The sequence below is a fragment of the Armatimonadota bacterium genome (assembly GCA_031081675.1).
Classification (GTDB): Bacteria; Sysuimicrobiota; Sysuimicrobiia; order Sysuimicrobiales; family Kaftiobacteriaceae; genus Calidihabitans; species Calidihabitans tengchongensis.
Genome location: JAVHLZ010000013.1, coordinates 20,779 through 37,684, shown reverse-complemented (window position 1 = coordinate 37,684; position 16,906 = coordinate 20,779). Strand labels below are relative to the sequence as shown.

The window sequence follows — 16,906 nt, the reverse complement described above, 5'->3', positions numbered from 1 at the left end:
TCTCTCCTTACCCGCCGGCGGCCTGTGGTCCTGCCAGGCCGGATGTTGACCGTTCGTAGGCACTGATCATCGCGCGCACCTGCTCGGCCGACCGCGCGGCCAGCAGGGCCTGTCGGCGCTGGCCGTCTTCCAGCAATCCCGCCAGGGTGGCCAGGGCCCGCACGTGGGAAGAGCTGTCCGGTGCCGCCAGCCCCACCACCAGGACCACCGGGTCGTTCTCCCGGTGGCCGAAGGGGACCGGCTCCGCCAGGGTCACCCACGCCAGCCCGGGCCGCAGGACCGCCGCCGACGGCCGCGCGTGGGCCAGGGCGATCCCCGGGGCGATGACGATGTAGGGGCCCAGCTGCTCGACGGTGGCGATCATCTCCGCCGTGTAGGCAGGCGTCGTAATCCCTGCCGCCACCAGCGCCTCCCCGCAGGCCGCGATGGCCTCCCGCCAGTCGCGGGCGGAGACGCCCAGCCGGATGGCGCCGGGGGGCAGCAACTCGGACAGGGACAGCGCGCGCTCCACGGTGAGTCCCGGCCCAGTCCATTCGAGTCCGCAGACTGGCCTCCTGCGCACGGGGGCCTGGGGTCACTCACAGCCTGCCGGCGAAGTCGGAGGCAACCAGCCGCTCCAGCGCCGCCGCCGCCTGGTCCTCGTCGGGCCCCTCCACGGCGATCTCGATCTCGTGGTTCTGCTCCACCCCCAGGGTGAGGACGCTGAGGATGCTCTTGGCGTCCACCCACCCGCTGTCGGTGGTCGCATTGCGCACCCGAATCCGGGAGGCAAACCGCGCCGCCTCGGAGACGAACACCGCCGCCGGGCGGGCGTGCAGTCCCACTTCGTTGACCACTGTCAGCCGCAGGCGTTTCATCGTCCGCCCACGGTGTCACCGCGACCACATGTCAGCGAAGTGTCGCATACAGTGTGTCCTTCCACCGCCGGACGTCGATGGCCCAGCACACCTCCACATTGGGATCCCGGTTGAGCACGCCGTGGCGGTCCACCACCGTCATGCCCCTGGTGAGGTCGCTGGCGGTCTCCACGTCCACGAAATGCCGGCTGCGGGAGATGCACACCGCCGGGTCCAGGGCGATGCTCATGGTCACCGGGTCCGGCAGGGTCAGCCCTGGATCGCCCAGCCACCGGCGGGCCACCTCGATGGCCGTGCGGTTGCAGTCCAGGACGAAGCGGGCGTAGGGGGTGCCCAGGCGGCGGAGCTCCTCCATCCCGGCATCGTCGAACGCCGCCTCGCCGCGGCAGTGCTCCCAGCCCACCATCAGGATGGGCATGCCCGAGTGGAAGACGATGCGGGCGGCCTCGGGATCCACCCAGATGTTGTACTCCGCCGCGGGAGTGATGTTGCCGACGGTGCAGGCCGCCCCGCCCATGACGTAGCACTGGCGGACCAGGCGGGCGATCTCCGGCGCGCGGCGCAGGGCCAGGGCGATGTTGGTCAACGGTCCCAGGGTCACCAGGGTGTACTCGCCCGGCCGCGCCCGGATCAACCGGATCAGGGCGTCCACGGCGTGCTCGGGCTGCGGCGGGCGCGACGGCGCGGGATAGTTCATCCCGCCCATGCCGTCCGGCCCGTGGAAGAAAAACGCCCAGCGGGGCTCGCGCATCAGCGGCCGGTCGCAGCCCACATACACCGGCGTGTCCTTCCCGCACAGCTCGATGGTGTAGCCGGCGTTGCGGGCGCCCATCTCCACCGGCACGTTGCCGGCCACGATGGTGACCGCGTCCACCTGCACGTCCGGCCACCGGTGGGCCATCAGGATCGCCACCGCGTCGTCGCTGGCCGTGTCCGTGTCGATGAGGAACCGCCGCACCATCCCCTCAGCCTCCTGTCGTTCTTCCCGTTGGCGGCCGGGGAGTGCAGGCGGCCCGTCAGACATGGTGACCGCCACCACGCCCGCTTCTCCCCGGACCTTCACCCGTTGACGTCGTAGGTGTGCATCCGGCGGCCGTGGCCCCGCTCGGCCAGGCGGGCCATCCGGTCCTGCGCTTCCCGCAGCGCCTGCTCGATATCCACCGTCAGCAGCCGCCGCCCCCGCATCAGCACCCGCCCGTCCACGATGACCGTGTCCACGTCGCTGGCGCGCACGCCGTACACCAGGGCCGCCCGCAGGTCGTGGGACGGCCGGGTGTGTACCCCGTCGACGCGCACCAGGATGATGTCGGCCAGGAAGCCCGGCGCCAGCCGGCCCAGCGTCTCTCCCTGCCGCAGAGCCCGCGCGCCTTCCCCGGTGGCCAGGGCCAGCGCCTCGTCCACCGTGAGCACCCGGGGATCGCCCTGGGTGTGCTTTTGCAGCAGCGCGGCCAGCCGCATCTGCTCGACGATGTCCAGGGTGTTGTTGCTGGCGGCTCCGTCGGTGCCCAGCCCCACCGGGATCCCGTGGCGGCGCATCGCCACCACCGGCGCGATGCCGGCGGCCAGCTTGAGGAACGTCTTGGGACAGTGGGCCACGCCGGCCCCGCTGGACGCCAGCAGGGTCACGTCCTCGGGCGTGGCGTGGGCGGCGTGGGCGCACAGCAGCGGGACCTCCAGTAGCCCGGCGTCTTCCAGCACGCCGATGGGCGTCCGCCGGTGGCGTTGCAGGCTGGTCAGCACCTGCTGCACCGTCTCCGACACATGGATGTGGACCCCCAGCCCCAGCCGGCGCGCCTCCCCGCCCACCTCGCGGAGGAAGTCCGGAGGGCAGGTGTAGGGCGCGTGGGGCCCCAGCCAGGCCGTGATCCGGCCGCCGGCGGCTCCACTCCAGGTGGCGGCGAAGTCGGCGGCGGCGTCCAGCTCCTGGCGGGGGTTGTGGCCGAACATGGTGGGCGCCAGGTGCGCCCGCAGCCCGGCGTCCGCCATCGCCTGGGCCACCCGATCCATGTGGAAGTAGTGGTCGGCCACGGTGGTGATGCCGCTCTGGATCATCTCGGCGGCGGCCAGCAGCGCCCCCCAGTAGACGTCGTCAGGAGTGAGGTTGCTCTCCATGGGCCAGATGTGGTCGTTGAACCACGCCTCGATGGTGACATCCTCGGCCGCGCCCCGGAACAGGACCATGGCGGCGTGGGCGTGGCAGTTGATCAGCCCCGGCAGCGCCACCAGACCCGTTCCATCGATGACCTCGGCTGCACCCCCGGCCTGATCGCCGGGCGGGGGCACCGGCACGCCCGGCGCCGTCGGCCGGATGTCGGCGATGCGGTTGCCGGCGACGACGATGTCGTGGGCCGGCAGGACCGCCGTGCGGCTGCCCTGCGGGTCCACCACGGTCACGTTACGGATGACGAGCCCGCTCACGGCCGAGGGGGCTCCTGTCTCGGTCTCGAGAACAACGGCAGATCACCCACCCCCAGGCGCATCAAACCAGTTCGCGTCACCCACCGTCCGGCCCCGTACGACGTGCGCAGCGGGCGTCCTTCAAATGCCGCAATGCGGCCGTTGACGATGGTCATGACCACTCGCCGGGCCCTGGGCTCGATCAAGACGACGTTGGCGCGGGCTCCGGGTCCCAGGTGACCCAGGTCGCGCGTCCACCACCCTTCTCCGGTCACCTCCGACAGGAAGCGGGCCGGATGCCAGGTCATAGTGGCCACCGCATCGGCGAGTGAGAGCACGCCGCGCTCTGCCAGCTCCAGCAGGCACGGAACATTTTCCCGTACGTCCCCAAATCCCTTCATGGTTGCATTGCATGGACCGTCGGATGTCAGCAACAGGCACCGTCGGTCGGCCACAGCCTGGAGCGCCAGGACCTGGGCGCGGGCATCGATCAGCAGTCCGTCACGGAGCCCCCGGGACGGGCGCAGGTGGGCCGTCGTGAAGTCCACCCGGATCCAGGGGTGGGTGCGTGCCAGGGCCAGAACCCGCTGCAGGCTCTCGACCGGATTCCCGTGGGTTCCCGAGGCTGCGGCCGTGGCATGGGTCAGGAGGACCGTCCGCCCGCGGCTGGCACGCACCACCCGCTCTGCGTGTTCAGGATCCTGGCAATGGGACATGAACAGCAGACGGGCAGCCGACGTGATCTGGAAGCAGGCCTCCAGGTCATCGTCGGAGAGGATCCAGTGCCCCATGTGGTCCTTCAGACCCACCACCAGCGAGCCCGTGGCATTGGTGATAGGGTTGCGGGTGATCACCTGGGCCTGCTCCGGGCCGGCCAGCTCGCCCCGGAAGTACGCGATCAGTTGGGAGACGGATGCCCGGGTCCCCAGGACGGCGGCGGCCCCCAGCAGGCACCCGACCGACAGGGGCAGGCCGCGGTCGACCTCGGCACCTAGCAATGCCGGGGTCATGAGAGTGTTGCCGGCGCCCGGCGTGAGGGCGACGGTTACTCCGGCCGCGACGGCTTCGGGGGCGGGTGTGGTGGAGACGTCGAACAGGTCGTAGAGGTGACAGTGCAGGTCTATCAGGCCGGGGGCTACCACCAGGCCCGTGGCTTCCACAACCCGTGTTCTCGCCCCCGGCGTGATGCCGTCTGCCACCTGCTGGATCCGTCCGTCGGCGACAGCCACGTCTGCGACGGCATCCACACCTCGGGCCGGATCCACGACCCGTCCTCCCCGGATGAGCAGTTCTCCGCTTTCCCCTTCCGGGAGGTCCATGGACGCCAGGGATGTCGTGTAGCTCATCGATACTCCCCCCACGAACAACCGTGGGATCGGAGGAATCGCACCACCTCCCGGTGCCTGGGGAGGTGTCCGCGAGGCCCCAGGCCCGTGGTGGAGAGGGCTGCAGCCGCGTTGGCGTAGGCGGCAATCTGCTCCAAGGGCCACCCGCGGCAGAGTCCCAGCACCAGCGCCGCGCTGAAGCAGTCGCCTGCGCCGGTGGTATCCACTGCCCGCACGCGGAATCCGGGATGCACCACGACCCGGGTACTGTCGGCCAGAATGGCTCCGTGTCGGCCCAGGGTCACGGCGACGACCTGCGGTCCCAGTTCCAGAACACGGCGGGCCGCACGAATCGCGTGGCCTGCGCGCGGGACGCCGTTCATTCCCCAGAAACTGGCCAGCCCGCCGCGGTTGAACACGGCCAGGTGGGTGCGAGGAAGCAGGACAGAGCCGCGTGCGGGCGTCAGGGCGGCTGTGGGTTCCACTTCCAGGGCCAGCCGGCACCCCGCGGCGGCCGCTTCGGTCGCCACGCGGTGGGCCAGGGCGAGGTCGTGGGGCGACAGGTACACGAATCGGGCGGTGGACAGGTACTGGCGCAATGGCCGTTTCGGGGGCAGCCGCTCCCGGAGAGAGGGGACCACGACGATGGCGCGCTCTGCCGACCGACCCAGGAGAATCACCGTGAAGTTGGTCTGCTGGTGGCGCACCACCTGGACGTGTCGAGTGTCGACGCCGAAGCGGCGGAAGTCCTGCATCAGAAGGGCACCGTCGGGGTCCGCGCCTACGGTGCCCATCCACGCGGCTCGCCCGCCCAGGCGGGCGAGGGCGCAGGCGAAGTTGGCCATAGTCCCTCCCGGCAGGCGACCCACCGGTGCGCCCACCACCTTTTCGTCGTAGGCCGGCAGACGCGGCACCCGGATGACCAGGTCCACGGCAGCTGCTCCGCATGCAATAGCGTCCAGCCGTATCCCGGCAGCGTGGGTCATCGCGGCTCACCCCAGGAGCGGCATCTTGCTGCCACGAACATGGAGTCCATGGGAATGGGGATAGTGTCGTTCGTAGTCTTCTTCGCCACGTTGTACAGTGCCATCGCCGCCTTCACCTTTGTCGCCCTGGCCCTGTTCGCCCGTGGGCTCTCCCCTTCCCAGACCGGCGTCCTCCTCAGCGTGCTGCCCGTCCTGCAGGTCGTGGTGCAGCCTCTGTGGGGCATGGCCGCCGATACCACCGGACGCACCAAGGGCCTGCTGCTAGTGGCCTGCGGCGGGCTGATGGTGGGCTCCCTGGGTCTGTGGGCGGCTGCGCAGATGGCGTGGCTGGTGACGGCGGTAGTGCTTGTGGCTGTCAGCCGGGCGGGAATTCTTCCTCTGGTCACTACACTGGCACTCGACCACCTGGGCGCCGCGAGCCACGGGTTCGGTCGCATTCGCCTGTGGGGGTCGCTGGGGTTTTCGCTGGCGGTGGTGGTCGCCGGCTGGATGGCCGGCGGCGCCGATCCCAACGCTGTGCTTCTTGTCCACGCCGTGTGTGTGGCCGCTGCCTTCCTCGTCGCCCTCAGACTTCCGGGCGGCCCCGCGCGGCGTGAGGTGGGGAGGGCAGGTGGATATCGTCTTGCTCTCGTTCCGGGCCTGGGGTGGGTGGTGGTGGCGGCAGCCCTGGCCGGAACCGGACTGGGGGTGAACAATACGTTTCTCGCGGTGTTCGTGCGCGATTTGGGCGGGCCCTCCTGGACCCTTGGTGCGGCGTTCGCCATCGCTGCCGCAGGCGAAGTTCCTCTGATGGCGGCCATGCACAGGCTCATCGCCCGGGTGGGCGCTCCCCGACTGGTCAGCATGGGCCTGATGGCGTTGGCCGTCCGCTGGAGTCTGTACAGCGTGCTCCCGTCCGTCTGGCCGTTGCTGCCGCTGCAGCTCCTCCACAGTGTAGCCATCGCCTGCCTGGAGGTGGCCGGAGTGCTGCTGGTTCGCGATCTGAGCCCGCCGGGGTGGGCGGCGACCGCCCAGGCCACATATGGAGCGGCCCTCATGGGCCTGGGACCGGGAATCGGGACCCTGCTAGCCGGTGCAGTGTACGAAGCGGCAGGGCCTCGTGCGGTGTTCGCGTCCAGCGCCCTTCCCGCCCTGGCCGCATGGGTCGTCTTCACCCGGGGGAGAAGCCTTGGAAAGGGGGCGGCGCGATAGTGTTCGTCTCGGCTGGCACCATCATCATCGATGACATCGTGACCAGCGACGGTCGTACCTTCTGGAATGTGTTGGGGGGAGCCGCCACCCACGCGGCGGCTGGGATGCGGGTGTGGTCCCGTTCCGTTGGCCTGGTGGGAGCGGTCGGATCCGACTTCCCGGATGAGCATTGGGCGGCGCTGGGTCGGTTGGGGGTGGACCTGCGAGGCGTGCGGCGTCTGCTCCTGCCGACCCCTCGGGCGTGGCAGATCTACGATGCCACCGAGCGCCGCACCGAAATCTTCCGGTCTCCGGAAGGCGACGTCCCCCGGTTCCTCCCCACCCTCGAGCAGGTGGCAGCCTATCCGGAGGCTCGGGGTTTCTACCTGATGACGGGCGATCTGGACGCCGTGGGCCCACTGTGCGACGCCATGCGCGGTGCAGGCCGCGTGGTCCTGTGGGAGCCTGCCCCCTGGCACATGACGGGGGATCGCCGGAGGAGTGTGTTGTCGCTCCTTCCCCGGGTGGATATTGTCGCCCCCAGCGCCCAGGAGTCTGCCGTCCTGCTGGGAGATGGGCCCCCGGAGTCCTGGCTGGCGGCTTACCTGGAGGCGGGGGTGCGCGTGGCCTGCATCCGTATGGGTCGGGAGGGATCTCTGGTCCAGGCGTCCGGCGAAGCAATCGTCCATCACATCGCTGCTGTCACTCTGGGCCCGCCGGTGGACGTCACCGGAGCCGGCAACGCCTACTGCGGCGGCTTCCTGGTGGGGTACTGCCAGACGAGCCGGGCGGATCTGGCCGGGCGGTACGGAGCCATCTCGGCCGCGGTGACCATCGGTCAGTTGGGCGTCCCCGTGATCACGACCGAGGTCGAGCAACAGGCTCACCGCCTCCTCGCCACATTCCCCGAGTAGAGGGTGTTGCCAGGGATCACGGGTACTCCCGGAGGCTCGCCAGGAGCAGGTCGAAGAAGCGATCGACGTCGACGGCCACGGCTACCCGGGCGTTGGGAGGAGCACCGGGGCGGACGCCTGCGTCCCGCAGCCTGCCGGCCCGGAGGAACCGGTCATCGCATACCGTCCGGCCGGCGGTCAGGGTGCCCGTCAGCTCCACGGCGACGTGCATGGATTCACACTGCAGGACGTCGGAGTCGATCAGAGCTGCGACGGCCAGAGGATCGTGCAGGGCTCCGCCGGCTACCCCGTAGGCCCGCTCGACGGCGCGGCTGTAGGCTTCGAGCAGATCGGCGACCACGACCGCGACGCGGGTCCCCAGTGCGCGGACCTGGCTACGGCGCTGGGGTGTGGCAAGGACCTGCTCGGTGACGTTGAGCCCCACCATGGTAATGGGGATGCCACTGCTGAAGACCGCGTGGGCGGCTTCCGGGTCGAAGTAGATGTTGAACTCGGCTGCCGCCGTCACGTTGCCGTGGGTCAACGATCCTCCCATCAGGCAGATTTCGGAGACACGCTGGGCGATCCGTGGTTCTTTGCGCAGAGCCAGGGCGATGTTGGTGAGCGGACCTGTGGGGACCAAAGTCACGTTGTCTGTCCTCATGACCGTGTCGATGAGGAAATCCACCCCGTGCTGGCCGACGGGTGTCCGGGTGGGCTCGGGCAGGGCAGCTCCGTCCAGACCGCTCTCGCCGTGGATCTCCGGGGCATAGCGGGGCGGGCGGACGAGGGGAAAGGGGGCTCCCCGGGCCACAGGGATGTGGGTGAGGCCCGCCAGTTCGAGCACCTTTAAGGCGTTAAGGGTGACTTTGTCCAGGCTGTGATTCCCGGCCACCGTCGTGATGCCCAACACCTCCAGTCGCCGGGCGGCTAGCAGAATCGCCAGGGCGTCGTCGTGGCCGGGATCGCAGTCAAGGATCACCTTGCGGGACATCATCCACCTCCGGTCAGCGGTGTGCCAGGGGGTGGAGGGAGCCGAATATCCAGTCCGCGGGCGGCGAGGAACACCTCCAGCTCGCTTCTGGTCGGTAGCGCTGTTCCGGTGCCCAACCGGGAGACGGCGAGAGCTCCCGCGGCGGCAGCCAGGGCTGACGCCTGGGGGATGGACAGGCCGACGGCCAGACCCGCGACGAACGCGGTGTCAAATGCATCTCCCGCCCCGGTGGTATCCCGGACCCGTGCGGGGAACGCGGGCTGCCGGACCAGCTCGTCGCCGGCCAGGACGAGGGCCCCGGCGGCACCCTGTTTGAGGGCCACAACGGATGGGCCCAGGGTGTGCAGGGCCCTGGTCAGGGTGGGCGCATCTCCCGGACCGACCAGCAGACCGGCTTCCTCTTCGGTCAGCAGAAGGACGTCGGTGATGCGCAGGATGTGGTGGACAAGTTCCTCGGGGACCCGGTGGATCATCGGGCCCGGGTCAAAGACCACTCTCCCCCCGCTGGCACGGGCGGTGTCCAGCGCATCTGTGACAGGCGCCGGCGAGTGCCAGAGCACCCACCCGTCGCTCATCACCCACGCCGGCTGCGTTAGAGCATCCCTCCATGCGGAGGGCAGGGTGTCGGGGCCACGGACCCCGAGGCCGCCGACGAACACGTGGTGTCCCTGGTCGTCCACCAGGACGCAGGATAAGGCCGTGCGGCCAGGTTGGCGAAGAACGCCATCCACGTTCACCCCCTCCGTGCGTAGCATACGGCACAGATCCTCTCCGACCGCGTCTGTTCCCGCCCACCCCAGCGCCATGGCCCGCATGCCGAGGCGCGCAGCCATCACCAGGCAGTTCCCCAGCCCTCCGGGTTCCACCATCACTTCCTGTGCAATCTGGTGGTCCTGGGGAAGGATAGGGAATCGGCGAACGGGGAGGATGATGTCGGCCACGAGTCCTCCGATGGCGATGAATGTGCCCGAGGGAGAGGGGAAAGCCATGTGCGATCAGGAAGTCGCAGGGAGGCGACGGGCAGCCCGGGGGCGGAATGCATGTAGACGCTGCCGTCGCCGGGCGACGGCTGTCGCACCGATGGTGAGGGGGATCGCGGGGATGAGGGTCAGGGGCCAGGTGGGACCTGAGCGAGGAATGCGAATGCTACGCGAGCTTCCTGGGAGAATCCGGCCCGCCTCGTCGATCAGAGCCACTTCCATCCGCCCCTGCACCCGTACCCGGTAGGCATCAAAGTCGGCGTCCTGGCCAGGCGTGGGCTCCACCACCTCGTACCCCAGTGCCTCCCCCGGGGTCTGCACCACACGAAAGCCGCGGCGGTCTACCCGCGACACGCCGCCCGGCCCTCTGATGACCAGGGAGGCCGCGGGCTGGGGGTGGGTATACTGCCAGCGCCATGCGTCCGGGCGTCCTTCGCGGCTCTGAGGGTTGAGCAGGCGGGCGTAGGCCAGGTCGTTGTACTCGCGCTCGGCAAATGGCTGAAAGTAGAGGACCTGATCCGCTCGGGCGTAGATGACGCTGAGAGGGTCATCGGCCCGCTCGGGCACCGTCCAGCGGGCCTGGGGAACGATGGTGAACCCGATGGACTCTCGCCGGTGGGTAAAGCTCACCAGCGTGCGCTGGCTCCCCGCCAGCACACGCCCGTCGGGCTGCCGCAGCCGGATGGTGTAGCGTCCCGCGGGAACGCTGACAATGAAGCCGTCGTGCACTTCGGTGCTGAACCGGAGGAACGGGGGCGGTTCGCGGGGAGGCGGGGGGACGTTCGTCGTCCCACCGGGGCGTCCGTGTCTGAGTCGTGCCAGGGTTTCCAGATGGCGCTGGCGGGCCCGGAGGTACTGCGCCATGGCCTGCCGCCATCGCTCTCTGGCGGCGACAAACTCCTCGTACCGCGCCCAGGCTTCCGAGCCCGTGTACAGAATGGAGGGGCCGCGGTCCGGGCCCTGCGGATACTGGATCACGTAAGGCTGGGCGGTGAAACTGGCGACCACGCGGCCGTCCTGGACCACCTCCAGCATCCCCGGGATGGAAACATTGAGAGAGGACCAGTCGGCGCGGTACTCTCCGGTGATCGGCCAGTAGTACACGAGTGTTTCCCTGGCAGAGATCACGCTGGAGTGGTGGGCCAGGAGATAGATGGTATGAGCCGGCGTAGCCGACAGACCCCCCACGTATCCTTCCCAGGAGAAGGCGTTAATTCCGTAGACGAACTGGCGGTGTTTTGCCGGAACCTGAGCCGCGGCCATGCCGGAGCTCAGGACCACACACAGCGTCAGCAGGACCCCCGGCCGGTGCCTCATCGGCGGACTCCCGTGGCATCCAGGACCCACGCCGCCAGCGCCACCACGGCGGCCGCGTACAAAATGGAGAATCCGGTGGTCAGACCTGCGCCGGCCAGGTCACCGCGCAGGATGGCCGTCACCTCGCGGTCTACGTAGCCAAAGGGCAGTACCCACTGGGTCACCGAGGAAACGGCAAAGGCAGCCCATCGCAGCACCGAGACCGGGTTGACATGAAAGGCCGGAGTCGGAAGGCGGGCGAGGACCTCTCGGGCCACCTGCAGTCCCACTGCGCTCAGGGTCGCCCCCAGGGTTACCAGCACTGTGGAACGCACGCGCCGCAGGAAGGCGGCCAGCAAGACCCCCAGGCCTGCGGACGCCCCGGCCGGCCCCAGCGAGAGGACTGCGGCCAGCAGGGTCACGGTACGCACGTGCAGCCCTGTGACTATGGCAAACAGCAGGTACGTTCCCAGGAGGAGTCCCAGCATCGCCGCATACAGGAGGGTGTGGGCGCCGACCTTGGCCAGCAGGTAGGACAGAGGCGTCACCGGACCGTAGCACAGCAGTTCAACGGCGCCATGCTCTCGGTCCCGGGCTGTTCCCGTGGCTGCTGCCACGGCCACGAAGATCGACAAAAGCATCACGCCCGCATAGAGAGGGAGGGCGAACGGGTCGGAGAGAACGACCAAACCGTCCTCCTGAACGCGGTGCAGATGATTTTGCAGGACGAATCCCGCCAGGGCAGCGGCTGCGGCGACGGTCGTATACGGACCCATCGAGGTCAGGGCGTGTTCACCCTCCGCGCGCAAGAGGACCGCCACGGGCCGCCACGCGACGCCCCAGCGGGCTCGGGAGCGCGGTGGCCGATGGGGCGGAGCCATGGCTATGATGCCCACGATGCCACGGCCTCCTCCGTCAGGGTGAGAAACGCCTCCTCCAGCGTGGGGCGCACAACACGCAGGCCGAGGATCACTCCTCCGGCGGCGGTCACGGCCTGCGAGATGGCGCCGCGCTGGTCAGTGCCACCGGCCACGGTGATAGCCACCCGGTTGCCCGTGGTGCGGATGCGGCGTATGGCGGGAAGGTCTGCCAGAATGGCATCCAGGTGAGGAGGAATGGTTTGCAGCTCCACCTCGACCGTCTGTTCGGTGGCCAGTTGGGCGGTGATATTGGCGATGCTATCCTGCCGGATCAGACGACCCCGGTGCAGAATGCCCACCCGGTGAGCGGTGCGTTCCACTTCCGAGAGAAGGTGGGAGGAGATGAGGATGGTCACGCCGTCCTGGTTCAGGTCCAGGAGGAGCCGGCGGACCTGCACAATTCCGTGGGGATCGAGACCAGATGCAGGCTCGTCGAGGATGAGCAGTTGCGGGTTGTGCAGCAGGGCCCGGGCCAGGCACAGCTTCTGCTTCATTCCCCGCGAATAGTCCCGGGCCTGCAGGGCGCGAAACTCAGACAGCCCCAGGCGTTCCAGCAGGGCGTCAATCCGCACCCTGGGCCGGGGGACATTGTACAGCTTGGCGAACAAAAACAGGTATTCCTCGGCGGTGAGGTGGTCGGGGATGTAGTCGTGCTCACCGACCACTCCAATTCGCTGTCTGACCTTCAGAAGGTCCTGCTCCAGAGGGCGGCCCCAGAGGAAGATCTGACCGTTGGTGGGTTGCAGGATTCCCAGGAGCATCAGCAGGGTGGTCGTCTTCCCGGCTCCGTTGGGGCCGAGGAAGCCGAAGATCTCTCCGGGCTCCACCTGCAGGTCAAGGTCGCGAACGGCGACGAATGTTCCGTACCGCTTGGTCAGGTGCTCGGTGCGAATGAGAGGGTCGGCCATAGCAGCCAAGATGTGCTCAGATCTGGGACTGGTAGCGGATCACCCGATCGCAATACAGGTTCACCACTGCCGCGGCGTCGACCCGGACGCACACGCGTACATTGGGGGCCATGTTCCACTGGCCGCGGAAATCGGCAATGGTCTGACCCAGGGCGCGATCGTCGCCTGTGACGACGTCCACGTACACCGCGGCCACGTCGAAGAGGGCGGGAGCGATCAGGGCGACCATGGCGGTGGGGTCGTGCACGTAGAATCCGTCGATGCCCATTCGACGACGGTAGCCCTCCATGTAGAAGGGTGTGATGGCCGTGATGAGACGCGTGACAGGGGTCTGGGCGGCGGCCAGGCGACGGAGATCCTCGGGAGTCATCACTACTTGATGGGTGACATCCAGCCCGACCAGAGTCACAGGCCACCCGGCGTGGAACACGATGCGGGCCGCTTCGGGATCGTTGTGAATGTTGGCCTCGGCGACCGGCGTGGCGTTACCCCGGGTGCTGACTGCTCCGCCCATGACCACCACTTCACGGGTCCACTGGGCGAGGCGAGGTTCAGCGCTGACGGCCAAGGCCAGATTGGTGAGGGGGCCCAGCGCGACAATGGAGATCTCCCCGGGAGTCTGGGCGATGCGAGAGATGAGAAAGTCGATGCTGCGGAGATTGGGCACCGGCCGCCCGTTGCCCAGGCCGGTTTCCCCCAGCCCGTCGCTCCCGTGCACCACGGCCCCCCTGCCGTGGTAGGGCCGGACCAGAGGTTTGCGCGCACCTATCGCCACAGGAATATCCGGCCGACCAGCCGTCTCCAGCACGGCCAACGCATTACGCGCTCCCTGTTCGGCGCTGGTGTTGCCGAAGACGATGGACAGTCCCTCCACCCGCACGTCGGGAGATGCCAAGGCCAGCACGATGGCCATGGCGTCGTCGATGCCGGGATCGGTATCGATGATCACCCGACGCACATCCGCCACAGCGTTACCCCCTGACGATGTGTCCTGCCGTCAGCCCTTAAGGCCGGACATGGCGACACCCTTAACGTAATAGCGCTGCATGGCCAGGAACAGCAAGATGACCGGAACTGACGCCAGGACTGACCCCGCGAAGATACGTCCCCAGTAGATCTGGGTCTGGGTGGTCTGTTGAGCGATGGCCACCTGGATTGTCTGGAGCTCCTTGCGCCCCACGGCAATGAGCGGCCAATAGAACAGGTTCCAGATGAATTGAAATTCCAGCAAGGCGGTCGTGACCAGGCCGGGAATGGCGTTGGGAACGACGACATGTCGCAGGACGCCGAAGTATGACGCACCGTCGATGATGGCCGCCTCATCCAGTTCGCGGGGAATTTCCTTGAAGAACTGCACAAGGGCAAAGATGACGAAGGGGCTGGCGTACCACGGCAGGATCAATGCCCAGTAGGAGTCCTGCAGGCCCAGAGAGCGCACCACGATGTACAGGGGGACCATCACGGCCTCAAAGGGCAGCAGCATGGTGGCGATGACGAAAAGGAGCAGGACGCCCTTGTACGGAAAGTCCAGCCGTGCGAAGAAGTAGGCCCCCATCGTGTTGAAGATGAGGGAGCTCAGGACCACGGCGCCGGAGACGAGGGCAGTGTTCAGAAGGGCGCGTCCGAAGTTGAGGCCGAACGCCCGGCCCTCGGGTGACAGTCCGAGGACGTCCTGGAAATTCTTGAGGGACCACTCGACGGGCACAAATGTGCGCCAGGTCAGTGGATAGGTGTACTGGAAGATCTCCACCTCCCGGCGTAGGCTGCCCAGGATCATCCACAGGAAGGGAGTAATGTAGATGATCAGGACTACGGCCCCGAGGACGTGGAACCAGGTCTCGCGGGCCGCGGCTTTCAGCCACCGGGAAACGCTACGAGAGGGTGTGGGTGTCAGACCCGCAGGGAAGGCGGCCTGTGGGCTCATATCGTGGTCACCCTCAGTACTCCACCTCTGACCGCAGAAGCCACATCTGCACCGCGCTCACCACCAGCAGGACGATCAGCGTCACTGTGGAGATGGCGGCGGCGTAGCCCATGTCCTGAAATAGAAAGCCGTTCTGGTAGATGTAGTAGACGATCACCTTGGTGGCATCCAGCGGACCCCCTCGGGTCATCGTGTACACAGGCACGAAGACCTGGAACGAGAAGATGGTCTGGGTCACGACCACGAACATGAGGACCCGTCGCAGCAGGGGCAACGTGATACGCCAGAACTGCTGCCACCCGGAGGCTCCGTCGATCCGTGCCGCCTCGAAGTACATGTCGGGGATCCCCTTGAGTCCGGCCATGAGGATGATCATGCTGAAGCCGATTTCCTTCCAGACCATCATGATGACAATGGCTACCAGGGCCAGGCGTGGGTTGGAGAGGAACGCGATGCGGGGCAGACCGACGCTGGTGATGATGCTGTTGAGCAGTCCCAGCTGGACGTGGTACATCAGGGCCCAGATGACCGAGATGACGACAATGGACGTTACCACGGGAGCGAAGATCGCCGACCGTACGACAGCGGTGAAACGACTCTCCCGTTGGAGCAGCAGCGCCAGCCCCATACTCAGGACAATCTGGGCGGGAACCTTCATCAGCACGTAGGCCGTGGTGACCCACAGAGATTTCCAGAAAATCGGATCTTCCAGCATCCGCAGGTAGGCCTGCAGGCCGATGAACTCCCCGTATCCCCCCAGGAGGCTGTACTGCCACAGGCTACTGCGGATGGCGGCAAAGATGGGCAGATATCGGAAGATGACGAAGTTGACGACGGCCGGCAGGATAAAGGCCAGCGCCAGGAGGTACCCCCGGCGACGGGCGGTCCACCAGCTCCGGGGAAGCGCGACCTCACGAGCGGCTACGGCGTCCACAGGCGTCGGCTGTGCCTGCGGGCCCGGGGCTGTCGTGAAAGGCAGCCCCGGGCCCGCAGGCTTACTTCCACCCTTTGTACTTGGCTGCCAGCTGCTGTGCGCGCCTGGCTGCTGCCTTCATTTGCTCTGCCACGTTGGCTCCGGCGATGATGTTGAGGGTCATTTCGGCGAACACCTGCTGGTACTCGGTGTACGCGGGGGTCTGAATGCGCGGGACGCCAATCTTGTTCATTGCTTCGACCCACATGTACTGCTTCCCGCCGGGGCGGTACTCGGGCAGCGTATTGAGCAGGGAGATGTTGGCCGGCAACTGGCGGACGTGCTTGTACCAGATGCGTGCTCCGGCGTCACTGCTGGCGAACTTCACGAAGGCCAGGGCCTCGTCAAAGTGCTTGGTGTTTGGTGAAATTCCGTAGTGCCAGCTCCCCGTATGGCAGATCTGTGTCTTGAAGTAGGGAATCCCGGTCACCCCCCAGGGGAATTTCCCCTCCCCGTAAAGCCGGTTCAGTTCGCCGATCCGGTTGTCGGGAGTGACCATGAAGGCCGCCTTCTTGGTCTCGAAGATCTGCGGAATCGGTTCGATGGGCGTCACCCGGTATCTCCTGTGGAGGTCCTGGTAGAATTGCATGGCCTGGATGGCCTCCGGGGTGTCGAGGTAGCCGACGAAGGTGATTCCGTCGGGGCCGACGCCTTCGTAGGTGGGGCTGCCCTTGCGGCCGTTGGACCGGCGGAACAGGCCGTGCTCGTAGTCGCCGACCCACGTTCCCTGGCCCCACCGCAGACCCCACACCGTGGGCACACTGGAGCCGGAGGGGCGGATGGTGGTCTTCTGCCAGGCCTTGAGGGCTTCGGCCATGGTCCAGCTCTTTCCCAGGGTGTCCGGAGGTTTGATCCCCGCCGCGTCGGTCATTTCCCTGTTGTACATCATGAGAGAGCAGGACTGCATCATGGGAGGACCGTAGAGCTCACCCCGATAGCTTCCCTCCTCCACCGACTGGGGCAGCCACTGCTTCTTCTCCTGCTCGGTGAAGTACTTTCCCAGCGGGAGCAGGCTGCGGTAGAAGGCGTAGTGTTTCATGTCGGGGCCGTCGGACTGCACCAGGTCCATCTCGGCTCCGGCCGCCACCGCGCTCTCAATTTTGGGGAACAGGTCCTGGAAGGGAACCGATTCAAACGCGATGTCCACGTAGGACCACTTGCCGCCGTCGATCTTTTGGAACTCGGCCAGGATCTCCTTCCAGGCGTTGATCTGAGCATCGTCCGTGATCGTGAGAAACTTCAGGATGACTTTTGGCCGTGCCTGGGCCACCTGCGCCTGCGGT

At 67.4% G+C, this 16,906-nt stretch carries 17 protein-coding genes; 2 read left to right on the top strand and 15 right to left on the bottom strand.

All coding sequences use genetic code 11. The features are described 5' to 3' along the window. Nucleotides 1-7 precede the first annotated feature (7 nt). From RB150_06560 to RB150_06535, 6 genes are all read right to left on the bottom strand, one after another. Complete coding sequence (locus tag RB150_06560) at nt 8-511, bottom strand: PTS sugar transporter subunit IIA (GenBank protein MDQ7820195.1); 504 nt, start codon at nt 509-511, stop codon at nt 8-10. Nucleotides 512-578: 67 nt separating this feature from the next. After that, a complete protein-coding gene (locus RB150_06555) occupies nt 579-857 on the bottom strand; it encodes an HPr family phosphocarrier protein (GenBank protein MDQ7820194.1) in 279 nt (92 codons plus the stop codon). A 31-nt stretch (nt 858-888) separates the two neighbouring features. Further along, nucleotides 889-1,818 carry a nucleoside hydrolase gene (locus tag RB150_06550; GenBank protein ID MDQ7820193.1) on the bottom strand — a complete coding sequence of 310 codons (930 nt, stop codon included), beginning with the start codon at nt 1,816-1,818 and terminating at the stop codon, nt 889-891. A gap of 98 nt (nt 1,819-1,916) precedes the next feature. Continuing rightward, on the bottom strand, nt 1,917-3,275 hold the full coding sequence (locus tag RB150_06545) for an amidohydrolase (GenBank protein MDQ7820192.1): 1,359 nt from the start codon (nt 3,273-3,275) through the stop codon (nt 1,917-1,919). Beyond that, the gene (locus RB150_06540; protein ID MDQ7820191.1) at nt 3,272-4,600 is read right to left on the bottom strand and encodes an amidohydrolase family protein; all 1,329 of its coding nucleotides are present in this window, start codon (nt 4,598-4,600) and stop codon (nt 3,272-3,274) included. The genes RB150_06545 and RB150_06540 overlap by 4 nt, the downstream gene beginning before the upstream one ends. Beyond that, a complete protein-coding gene (locus RB150_06535; GenBank protein ID MDQ7820190.1) occupies nt 4,597-5,565 on the bottom strand; it encodes a carbohydrate kinase family protein in 969 nt (322 codons plus the stop codon). The genes RB150_06540 and RB150_06535 overlap by 4 nt, the downstream gene beginning before the upstream one ends. Before the next feature lie 63 nt (nt 5,566-5,628). On the opposite strand from RB150_06535, the gene RB150_06530 reads away from it, so the two are divergent. Beyond that, nucleotides 5,629-6,756 (top strand): MFS transporter, encoded by a 1,128-nt coding sequence (locus RB150_06530; protein MDQ7820189.1) that lies wholly within the window; start codon nt 5,629-5,631, stop codon nt 6,754-6,756. Beyond that, a complete protein-coding gene (locus RB150_06525) occupies nt 6,756-7,649 on the top strand; it encodes a PfkB family carbohydrate kinase (protein MDQ7820188.1) in 894 nt (297 codons plus the stop codon). The genes RB150_06530 and RB150_06525 overlap by 1 nt, the downstream gene beginning before the upstream one ends. Nucleotides 7,650-7,665: 16 nt before the next feature. On the opposite strand, the gene RB150_06520 is transcribed toward RB150_06525, so the two are convergent. The 9 genes from RB150_06520 to RB150_06480 all read right to left on the bottom strand — a co-directional run bounded on the left by RB150_06520 (nt 7,666) and on the right by RB150_06480 (nt 16,893). Then, complete coding sequence (locus RB150_06520; GenBank protein ID MDQ7820187.1) at nt 7,666-8,622, bottom strand: nucleoside hydrolase; 957 nt, start codon at nt 8,620-8,622, stop codon at nt 7,666-7,668. Beyond that, nucleotides 8,622-9,611, bottom strand: coding sequence for a carbohydrate kinase family protein (locus RB150_06515; GenBank protein MDQ7820186.1), 990 nt, complete (start codon nt 9,609-9,611; stop codon nt 8,622-8,624). Before RB150_06515 ends, RB150_06520 begins: the two co-directional genes overlap by 1 nt. A gap of 6 nt (nt 9,612-9,617) precedes the next feature. Beyond that, on the bottom strand, nt 9,618-10,919 hold the full coding sequence (locus RB150_06510) for a hypothetical protein (protein ID MDQ7820185.1): 1,302 nt from the start codon (nt 10,917-10,919) through the stop codon (nt 9,618-9,620). Further along, a complete protein-coding gene (locus tag RB150_06505; GenBank protein MDQ7820184.1) occupies nt 10,916-11,674 on the bottom strand; it encodes a hypothetical protein in 759 nt (252 codons plus the stop codon). Before RB150_06505 ends, RB150_06510 begins: the two co-directional genes overlap by 4 nt. 107 nt (nt 11,675-11,781) lie before the next feature. After that, nucleotides 11,782-12,726: an ABC transporter ATP-binding protein gene (locus RB150_06500; GenBank protein ID MDQ7820183.1), complete on the bottom strand. Its 945-nt coding sequence runs from the start codon at nt 12,724-12,726 to the stop codon at nt 11,782-11,784. Between the two features lie 16 nt (nt 12,727-12,742). Continuing rightward, nucleotides 12,743-13,675, bottom strand: coding sequence for a nucleoside hydrolase (locus RB150_06495; GenBank protein ID MDQ7820182.1), 933 nt, complete (start codon nt 13,673-13,675; stop codon nt 12,743-12,745). Between the two features lie 48 nt (nt 13,676-13,723). Then, entirely contained in the window at nt 13,724-14,650 is a 927-nt protein-coding gene (locus RB150_06490; protein ID MDQ7820181.1) for a carbohydrate ABC transporter permease, read from the bottom strand. Nucleotides 14,651-14,663: 13 nt separating this feature from the next. Then, nucleotides 14,664-15,584, bottom strand: a complete 921-nt coding sequence (locus tag RB150_06485; GenBank protein MDQ7820180.1) for a sugar ABC transporter permease — start codon at nt 15,582-15,584, stop codon at nt 14,664-14,666. 61 nt (nt 15,585-15,645) lie between these two features. Beyond that, nucleotides 15,646-16,893, bottom strand: coding sequence for an extracellular solute-binding protein (locus RB150_06480; GenBank protein ID MDQ7820179.1), 1,248 nt, complete (start codon nt 16,891-16,893; stop codon nt 15,646-15,648). Between the last annotated feature and the right edge of the window lie 13 nt (nt 16,894-16,906).